The organism is Snodgrassella sp. W6238H11 (assembly GCF_016100525.1).
GTDB lineage: Bacteria > Pseudomonadota > Gammaproteobacteria > Burkholderiales > Neisseriaceae > Snodgrassella > Snodgrassella alvi.
The window spans coordinates 1-8982 of sequence record NZ_JACFSH010000014.1; the positions used below are offsets into that span (position 1 = coordinate 1).

The window sequence follows — 8982 nt, forward strand, 5'->3', positions numbered from 1 at the left end:
TGTCGTTATCGGCAATTTCGACGATGCGGCTATGGGAATCGCGGTAGATAAGTAACTGGTTGTCGTTACGGTCCTGCAGCATGCTAAGCAGCAGACGTTTGGGGTTGTTGGGATCAGGTTCGAACAGACGGTAGAAGCCGTTGTCGTCTTCAATTACCCAGCGGTCCTGTTCACCGCGGCGGATGGATAAATTCTCGTTAAGACCGCGTATGCCTTTACCTGGCTGGATAGGTTCGATTTCGATACGCCGCCCTTCTTCGTTGATATAGACGGCAGCACAGGAACCATCAGGCTGCGGGTCGATTTCCATTTCGATTTCATAGTCAACACTCCAGCCGGCACCGAACATGTTGTGGGTGCGGGTGTCGACGCTGCTGTAGAAACGCTGCCATTCGAAGGGCAGGTGAGCCGACAGGGAGAAATCGAGCTCTTCGGGACCATCAAGCAGTTTGGCACCGGTTGGCAGATGAACCGGTTTATCTGTAGAAGGTCCCAACGCTTTTGAAACACCAAAGCCAATAATAGCTGCTCGAATAACACACTTGGAAAATGGGCCTAGTTTTGATAAAAATTTTCCAGGGGCTAACACTAGTGTCGCAATAGCGACTATCTGCGCAATGGGGTGTTTGCCGCTTTTAATTTCACGGACAACAACAGATTCACCACCGATACGTACATTATTGGAAACTTTAACGCTGCCTTCGCAGTCATCGGTGACTTTGGCTTCGCAGGTACTGCGGTCATTGCTGCGTACTGCCGGCTGGCTGTTGATATAGACTTTTTTAGAACCTTCGGCCAGATATTCGGCCGTGCCGGTACCGAGTTCTACTTCATCATCTTCATCATCACTGTTGGCAACAGGCTCAGGTACAGATTTGAAGTGTTTTCACAGATAATTTGATCTTTATTTCTGGGTTCAGTTGTACTTGGATCTGGAGAAGCAACGGTAGGTCTGATAAATTCACTGGCTGTCTGCTCTGCGCTTTGCAGTATGTTGCCGGCTATTTTAATAAAACCTTCAGGCTGTTGTAGATCTTCGGTATTCTCTTCTGCTTTTCTTACTATGCCGGCAGCACGGGCGGAAGGTAAGTCATTGGTGTGAGTATTTTGGGAGCCAGTTTTAATCCTACCATCTTCAGATGGTGGCAAGAAGCTGGCGACCCAGTCTGCAAATTTCGAAATAGGATTTCCTAACTTATATGAAGCAGCAATAGAGGCAATTTCCCCTGCAAGGCATACGGCTACTCCGGCACTACCTGTTACCGCAGCTGCACCAGCTGCCACTGCCGCTGCGATAGTGGCACCTCCTGCTAAAGCTATTGCTCCTGCTGTGACGAAAACACATGCAGCCCCTATGACTGCATAGCAGGCCATTTCAACAGCCGTACTTACAATATCAGCCAGTAGTGAAGTATGTAAAAGAACGTCCCCTTCACGGGCAGCCCAGTATGCTTCCCCCATATTGATATTCCTATTTTGTAAATTAAAATAAAACAAAATATGTAAATTAATATAAATATATTCTAAATTAAATTAATAACTTAGATGCATATAAATTAACATAAATAATTAATTATTTATGTTAAGTAGTGAATTGATCTATTATTTAAAATAAAATAATATCAATTTAATTAATGTCTTAATATTTTAAGAAGTTTGATTTTGTTAAATTAATTTGATCGAAATAATGAGAGATAGTGTTGCATAATTGTAAATCGAAGACTAAATTGAATATTTATGAAGCTGGCTTTTGTCTTTTAATAGGCAGAAAACTGCTTAACGCAATTGTTATCGGTGGATAAAGGCAGGATCGAATCACCTGTATACGGATTTTCTGTCTGTCACTCTATCGGCATGCTGTTCAGGTCGGTATACAGATACGGCTCTGCCGTTTGTCTGCACTGCTTTCCTGAATCATCTGCATCCTGTCCCACAGGAAGGTGGTTCGGTTGCATGGCTTACCGTCACGAGCCAGCCGGTGTTTTTCAATCCGCCGGCCAAGTGCATCGTAGCCGTAGCGTTCAGTATGCTCCAGCCGTTCGATACGCACTTCGGTCAGACGGTGTTCGGCATCGTAATGGTAATACTGGGTACCGCCGGCGGTCTGTTTGCTGCGCCGGATACTCGCGCAGTCCCGATCTGTAGCTTAGGGCGACTGGCTGGCAGAGGCGGGATTCAAGACCGGGCGTGGCGTGACGGTAAAGATTTCGGACGAGTGTATTGTGCTGATGGTTAAGAGCAACCGGGTGCAGGAACTGCGCGAGCAGCTTTATCAGGCTAAACAGGTGGTTAAGGGAATTTAAGCAATAAAATGAACTAAAGGGGCCGATTATTTTCCCGGCCCCTTTTATTTTACTGTTGTGTTTTTATAGAATTAAGTTGATCCATGATTTCAATTAACTCACTATAATTAAAAGTTTCATAAAATACACATGACGGATAATTTATTAAGTCTTTCAATTCATCATATTTATGAATTAATTTCCATAAAATCGCACCAGTGCTTTCTGATAACTTATACGAATAAATATCAAAAAAATCTGACCACGTACCAAAATTAACACGATAAGATAGTGCTAAGTCATGGTTATCATCATCACGCAACAAATCATCATCAATTGATTTATATATTTTAACCGGATTATCAAATGAATATCTATCATTAAGCACCGGTTTAGATAGTATTTCATAACATCCGCCAAGCAAATATCCATCAAGATATATGGGATCACTAAAACTTCCAATAAATGAATTATTAAACCATAATCTCGCACAACCAAAAAACATTTCCCGATTAAGTATTGAATACTCAACAGCTATACGAGATTTATCACCTATTAGCAGAGTCATGGTTTACATCCTTTCATTTTCCTGGCAAATTTAGACACAAATTTAATATCTAATGCCCTCGGTTTGCCTTTAAAATCGACGCTATTTGTAGAACCATTCCAATGAAAAGAACCAGAACTATCTGGCGCAGTGCTTTGGAATCTATGCCAAACAGCCTTTTCCCTTCACCAACTTTTGTCCATCGAGTTTTTGGATTATCAGGATCAACCAGACTATATTTAAAAAGCTCCTCAGCATTTTCTGGGATAACATTTTTTTTGCTATTAAATAGTTCTCGCCTATTCTTCAAAGGACGAGAGTCATGATGACCTGGGTTTTCGTAAACAGGGTCTTTGGTTAACCCCAGCGGATCGATCCATGTGAGGGGATTCGGCGCATACTGATAAAGATTAAAGCCACCATTTAACCCTATTGGATCCGGCTTGGTAAAGCGGCCTGTATCCGGATCGTAGTATCTGAAAGTATTGTAGTGCAGGCCGGTTTCTCTGTCCAAATACTGTCCTTGATACCTCAGGTTCTGTTGTATCTCTCTATGGGCAATCTCCTGTATCGGTTTGCCCCACAGCTGATATGAGCATTCCCACACAATTTCACCGGCTTCATCCGTCAGCTCCTCCGGCAAGCCGTTCAGATCGGTATGGAAGTAGTAGATGTGTTGTTCCTGATTACCGTTTCTGTCTATTCGCGCCAGCGGTTCATAGCTGCCTTCATCGGTATACAGATACAGGCTCTGCCGTTTGTCTGCGCCGCTTTCCTGAATCATTTGCAGTCCGTCCCACAGGAAGGTGGTGCGGTTGCATGGTTTGCCATCTCGGTCCAGCCGATGTTTTTCGATCCGCCGACCGAGGGCGTCGTAGACGTAGCCGTAACGCTGGCTGCGGCCTGTTTGCTCAATGCGTACTTCGCTCAGGCGGTGTTCAGCATCGTAGTGGTAGTGCTGGGTTGTGCCGATGGTCTGCTTGCTGGCAGTTCTGCCGTGCTCGTCGTAGCGGTAGTGGTGTCCTCTGAAATGCAGGAGCTGGTTACAGCGAATCAGGTTGTGATTGCTGTAGTCTTCTCTGTATTTGCTGTCCAGCAGGTTGGCAGCGGCATCGTATTGCAGGGTTTCCCAGTATCTCTGATTACGGCAGCCTTCGATTCTGCCGGTGTGATCATAGCGGTAATCGGTCTGGCCGTGTTTGCTGTGTTTTTTGCTTACCAATCGGTCGAGGTTGTCGTACTGGTAGCTGCGTTCGATGAGGATATCAGGCAGGATGGGATTCTGATTGCGCCGTATCTGTTTGTGTTGCAGCCGGCTGTTGCGGTCGTATTTGAACTGGGTGTTCAGGCATCCCTGAGTACGTAATACTTCGCGGTGCAGGTTGTCGCGATGTATTTACTTCCAATATGCATAGTTAAATAAAACTAAGACTCATATAAATAATATGAATCTTCTGTTAAATATAGAACTTCCTTTTTATTATTACTCAAAATCGGCGAAATTAGAAATTCTCGCATATCGCCAATATTTATTGATTTTTGAATAAAATTTATTAGCTCACTTTTTGAGACTTTAAACATTTCTCCTTTTATTATTATTTTTTTTCCTTTATAAGAAACTAATTTATGTGCAATATAATATTTTTCCTTTGTGAAAAAAGGAATTAAGTCAGAAAAGGAGGTTGTATATAATAATAAATTTCCTGTTTGTATAATATTTAGCATACTCAGAAAAATATCATTTTTCTCAAAGTCTGAAATAATTTCTTTATTAATTAATTGTTTAAATGAATAATTATTTTTCATAATTTAATTTGGAATATCATAAAAAATATGACCATCCGTTCCATTGTTATACCATTTAATATGCGGAGTATCACCAAAACCGCTTTCTGGACTCATGTGTTGTTCGTATCCTTTAGGATATTTAGCCACACCATCAGGTCTAGAACTTTGAGTATGCGCTTTATAACGGTTCATATTTCCTTGAGCTTCTTTTAAAAAAGCTTTAGCATCAGTACTTGATTTAACTTTTACCTGAAATTTATCACCAGCTAACAAGGCTGCCTGTGTATTTTTTATTGCCAATTTCCATTCTTTTGTTCCTCTTTGAATAGGCTTCATTTTAGAGGCAGCCGAATTAAGCTTGCCTTTATAAGCACTAGATCCACAACTCCACCCCCAAGGATCAATCCAAGTCAACCCATTAGGTGCATACTGATACAGATTAAACCCACCCAGCAACCCAATCGGGTCTGGCTGGGTAAATCTACCTATATCCGGATCATAATACCTGAACGTATTGTAATGTAAGCCAGTTTCTCTGTCTAAATATTGTCCCTGATATCTGAGGTTTTGCTCTATGGGTTCGTGTTCGATTTCATGAATCCGCTTTCCCCATAACTGAAAGCTACATTCCCACAGTATTTTACCGTTTGCATCGGTAAGTTCTTCCGGACAGCCATTCAGGTCGGTGTGGAAGTAGCGGATATGTTGTTCTTGGTTGCCGCTTGCTTCTATGCGAAACCGTGGTTGATTGCTATCTGTGGCGGTGAGGATAAAGAAATTAATTAAGCCATATAGTACCTACTACTTAAGCTTTATAATTTCCATTATTACTTTAGATATTTACGATTTTCTATAGCGTAATTATTACTATTCCATATTCTTAATTCATAAAAATTCTCTGTTGGTAAAATTGAAAACCCAAAAGAGTTATTTATGGCAACTAGCAAACACTCTAGCGTCTTGTTACTATTCTTTACTTTAATATTCCAAAATAATATTGGATTTTGCTTAATGTTATTAATATGCAATTTTAAATAATAATATGTATTACAAGTGATAATTTGGAAAACTACTAAATCATTATTATCAATACTACTCAAAAAATCACAAAATCGGTTAAATAATAAATTTTCATTTACTGATAAATCTACTGGCTGATATTCAATATTATCAATAAATTTTGACAAAAAGACATTATAATCATGCGACTCAAACGTTATCGAGTTGCTGTTATTATCAATCCGTAATTTATTTGAGATATTTTGAAGAATTGCTTTTTTTTCTTTTTTAATAACTGATAATTTCAATTTTTCTTTTAAAGATAATGACATTATTTTCTGCCTTTAGCGTTTGTAATTCCTGTCATATTTTCAGGAATATGTCCACCATGTTGATTATATCTTACTTTTGGTTGGAGAGGATCACCGTGCAAATCATCAGCAGTATGAAAATGAGGGCCGCGACCAAATTTATCTTCCTCGTGTAAAATAATGTATTTCTTATTTCCATCAACTTTATACTCCCAAACCGTTCTGTTTTCATACTTATTATCATAAACCTTTACTGGTTTTGGAGTATTTGTATTACGAGGAATTCTTAATCTCCGTTTTGCTTCTCTAAAGGCTGCTTTGAAACTTGTATTACTACACATCAAACCAAACGGGTCAATCCAAGTCAACCCATTAGGCGCATACTGATAAAGATTAAATCCACCGGCCAACCCGATTGGATCCGGCTGGGTAAAGCGGCCTGTATCCGGATCATAATACCTGAAGGTATTGTAGTACAGTCCGGTTTCTCTGTCTAAATACTGTCCCTGATACCGCAGGTTCTGTTGTATCTCTGTATGAGCAATCTCCTGTATCGGTTTGCCCCACAGCTGGTATGAGCATTCCCAGACGATTTCTCCAGTTTCATCCGTCAGCTCCTCCGGTATACCGTTCAGGTCGGTATGGAAGTAGTAGATATGCTCTTGCTGATTAACGTTTCTGTCTATTCGCGCCAGCGGTTCATAGCTGCCTTCATCGGTATACAGATACAGGCTCTGCTGTTTGTCTGCGCCGCTTTCCTGAATCATTTGCAGCCCGTCCCACAGGAAGGTGGTGCGGTTGCATGGTTTGCCGTCACGGTCCAGTCGGTGTTTTTCAATCCGCCGGCCGAGGGCATCGTAGACGTAGCCGTAGCGTTCAGTATGGTTCAGCCGTTCGATACGCACTTCGGTCAGGCGGTGTTCGGCATCGTAATGGTAATACTGGGTACCGCTGGCGGTTTGTTTGCTGCGGGTACGCCCGTGTTCGTCGTAGCTGTATTTCAATCCGCGGAAGCTGAGCAGCTGATTAAAACGGATCAGGTTCTGATTGCTTTCTTCTTCACCACGTCTTCTGTCCAGCAGGTTGGCCGCAGCATCGTATTGTAAGGTTTCCCAGTACGCCTCGTTGCGGCAGCTTTCGATGCGTCCGGTCACGTCGTAGCGGTAATCACTTTGTCCCTGCCGGTTGTGTTTTTTGCTTACCAGCCGGTCTAGATTGTCGTAGCTGTAGCTGCGGTCCAGTATGATATCCGGCAGGATACCCGCTCCCGGGCGTTTGGTCTGTTTTTCGGTCAGGCGGCTGGTGCGGTCGTATTGAAAACTGGTATTCATTCTGCCCTGGCTGCGCAGGGTTTCCCGATGCAGCAGGTCACGCTCGATGTCGCTGATAATCTGGCCGTCCAGGTTAATCTGGTGTAGATGGCCGGAACCATAATACAGTTTATTGATGGTACGTCCGTCCGGCAGGGTGGTGGCGATGCGGTTGCCCAGTTTGTCATACTGATGCTGCAGAACACCCTGTGCAGTGGTTTCGCTCAGCAGGTTGCCCATTATGTCGTAGCTGAAGCTGATCAGTTCCGGTTCGGCTTCCGGCAGTAAACCGGCGGCTTTAAAGCCGACTTTGAGTAGATTGTCGGCTTCATCATACTGATAGGCAGTGGTGCCGTTGGGGGTGTATTTGCCAATTAAGCGCCCGACGGCATCGCGTTTGAAGCGGTGTTCAAGCTGATGCGGGCTGCCAGCTGCAAAGCGCACGCTGCTGACGTTATCGAGCGGGTCGTAGCTTAGCTGCTGTCTGCGTCCGTCCAGATCGGTCTGTTCGGTCAGGCGGTCGCCGGCATCATACTGAAACCGGTACTGTTCGCCGTTTTCGTTGGTCAGGGCGGTAAGGCGGCCGTAGGCGTCGTAGCTGAAGCCGAGCTGACGGCCGGCGGCATCGATGCGGGTATGTACCAGTCCGCGCTGGTCACGGCGGTAGCGGGTGGTGTGGCCGGCCGGATCGGTATAGCTTTGTAGCTGGCCGGCGGCATTGACGCTGTAGTGTTCCTGCCTGCCGTCCGCCAGGGTGGCGCCAATGAGCTGGCCGGCTGCATTGTACTGGTATTTGCTGCTGTTACCGATGGCATTGGTGATACTAGTGAGGTTACCAGCGGTATTGTAATAGAAATGGGTGATGGAGCCGGAACAGTCTACATGCTGGATCAGCTGGCCATTTTCGTTCCAACGCAGATGTTTGTTGCCGCCGCGTGCATCGGTGATGCAGACAACCTGGCCGTGCCGGTCGTACTGGTAGTGGGTATGCTGCTGTAACGGGTCGGTGACGGTGAGCAGGTTGCCGCGCTCGTCGTAGTAATAGCGCCAGCTGCTGCCGTCGAGGTCGACGCTGATGGTCGGCAACGCCCAGTGCGGCAACCACTGGGTCTGGGTAGTTCTGCCCAGTGGGTCGGTTTCTTCGGTTAACCGACCCTGTGCATCGTAGCTGTAGTGCCATTGTCCACCTTGCTGATCAGTTATGCAGGCCAGCCTCTGGTAATCATCCCACTCTAATTCACAGCTTTGTCCGAGGGCATCGGTGTAGCGGGTAACTTGATAGTATTCGTTGCAGTAATATTTGCTGATGCGGCCGAGGCTGTCTTCTACTGTGGTCAGGCGTTTATCTAAATCATAATGGAAACGATAGTCTTCCAGTCGCTGACCGTCGGCTTCGCTCCAGTGCCGGGTTACTCGCCATGCGGTCTCTACATCTGCTGTGCTGAAGTGGCTCCACTGATAATAACACTGCAAGCCAGTGGGCAGGCGGTGGTAGGTCATGCGCCGGTCGCTGTTGTAGGCAAATTCGCGTGTCTGGCGGTTCTCGGCATCAAAGACCTGTTGCAGGTCACCCTGTTCGGTGTACTGGTATCGGTTCAGTAAGCGGCGGCTGCCGTCGCTCAGCTCTTGGCGGATTTCGGTCACGCGCTGCGGATGGCGTTGATCCTGATAGTGCAGGCTGATGCGGGCGGCGTTGTCGTTATCGGCAATTTCGACGATGCGGCTATGGGAATCGCGGTAGATAA

General features: G+C 44.9%; 11 protein-coding genes and 1 pseudogene. 2 read left to right on the forward strand and 10 right to left on the reverse strand.

Annotated features, from left to right (window positions below; translation table 11 throughout):
• From H3V00_RS11190 to H3V00_RS11200, 3 genes are all read right to left on the reverse strand, one after another.
• Nucleotides 1-589: DUF6531 domain-containing protein (locus tag H3V00_RS11190; protein ID WP_198208147.1), on the reverse strand; the 589-nt coding region annotated here is incomplete at its 3' end.
• A gap of 236 nt (nt 590-825) precedes the next feature.
• Nucleotides 826-1461 (reverse strand): hypothetical protein, encoded by a 636-nt coding sequence (locus H3V00_RS11195; RefSeq protein WP_198208145.1) that lies wholly within the window; start codon nt 1459-1461, stop codon nt 826-828.
• Between the two features lie 400 nt (nt 1462-1861).
• Entirely contained in the window at nt 1862-2050 is a 189-nt protein-coding gene (locus H3V00_RS11200; protein WP_198208143.1) for a hypothetical protein, read from the reverse strand.
• A gap of 109 nt (nt 2051-2159) precedes the next feature.
• On the opposite strand from H3V00_RS11200, the gene H3V00_RS11610 reads away from it, so the two are divergent.
• On the forward strand, nt 2160-2303 hold the full coding sequence (locus H3V00_RS11610) for a hypothetical protein (RefSeq protein WP_304944952.1): 144 nt from the start codon (nt 2160-2162) through the stop codon (nt 2301-2303).
• A 49-nt stretch (nt 2304-2352) separates the two neighbouring features.
• Here H3V00_RS11610 and H3V00_RS11210 read toward each other — a convergent pair whose 3' ends face one another.
• The 3 genes and pseudogenes from H3V00_RS11210 to H3V00_RS11715 form a co-directional block, all read right to left on the reverse strand.
• Entirely contained in the window at nt 2353-2850 is a 498-nt protein-coding gene (locus tag H3V00_RS11210; RefSeq protein ID WP_198208139.1) for a hypothetical protein, read from the reverse strand.
• A 49-nt stretch (nt 2851-2899) separates the two neighbouring features.
• Nucleotides 2900-3613 (reverse strand): RHS repeat domain-containing protein, encoded by a 714-nt coding sequence (locus tag H3V00_RS11520; protein WP_232336000.1) that lies wholly within the window; start codon nt 3611-3613, stop codon nt 2900-2902.
• 78 nt (nt 3614-3691) lie between these two features.
• Nucleotides 3692-4051 (reverse strand): annotated as a pseudogene (locus H3V00_RS11715) (hypothetical protein); the annotation flags it as partial.
• On the opposite strand from H3V00_RS11715, the gene H3V00_RS11720 reads away from it, so the two are divergent.
• Entirely contained in the window at nt 4034-4195 is a 162-nt protein-coding gene (locus H3V00_RS11720; protein ID WP_158500021.1) for a hypothetical protein, read from the forward strand. The pseudogene H3V00_RS11715 and the gene H3V00_RS11720 sit on opposite strands and share 18 nt — an antisense overlap.
• Nucleotides 4196-4254: 59 nt before the next feature.
• Here H3V00_RS11720 and H3V00_RS11225 read toward each other — a convergent pair whose 3' ends face one another.
• The 4 genes from H3V00_RS11225 to H3V00_RS11240 all read right to left on the reverse strand — a co-directional run.
• Entirely contained in the window at nt 4255-4635 is a 381-nt protein-coding gene (locus H3V00_RS11225) for a hypothetical protein (protein WP_198208135.1), read from the reverse strand.
• Between the two features lie 3 nt (nt 4636-4638).
• Nucleotides 4639-5400 carry an RHS repeat domain-containing protein gene (locus H3V00_RS11595; protein WP_080690465.1) on the reverse strand — a complete coding sequence of 254 codons (762 nt, stop codon included), beginning with the start codon at nt 5398-5400 and terminating at the stop codon, nt 4639-4641.
• Between the two features lie 44 nt (nt 5401-5444).
• Complete coding sequence (locus tag H3V00_RS11235) at nt 5445-5948, reverse strand: hypothetical protein (protein ID WP_025315292.1); 504 nt, start codon at nt 5946-5948, stop codon at nt 5445-5447.
• Nucleotides 5948-8982: RHS repeat-associated core domain-containing protein (locus H3V00_RS11240; RefSeq protein WP_198208133.1), on the reverse strand; the 3035-nt coding region annotated here is incomplete at its 5' end. The genes H3V00_RS11240 and H3V00_RS11235, both read right to left, overlap by 1 nt.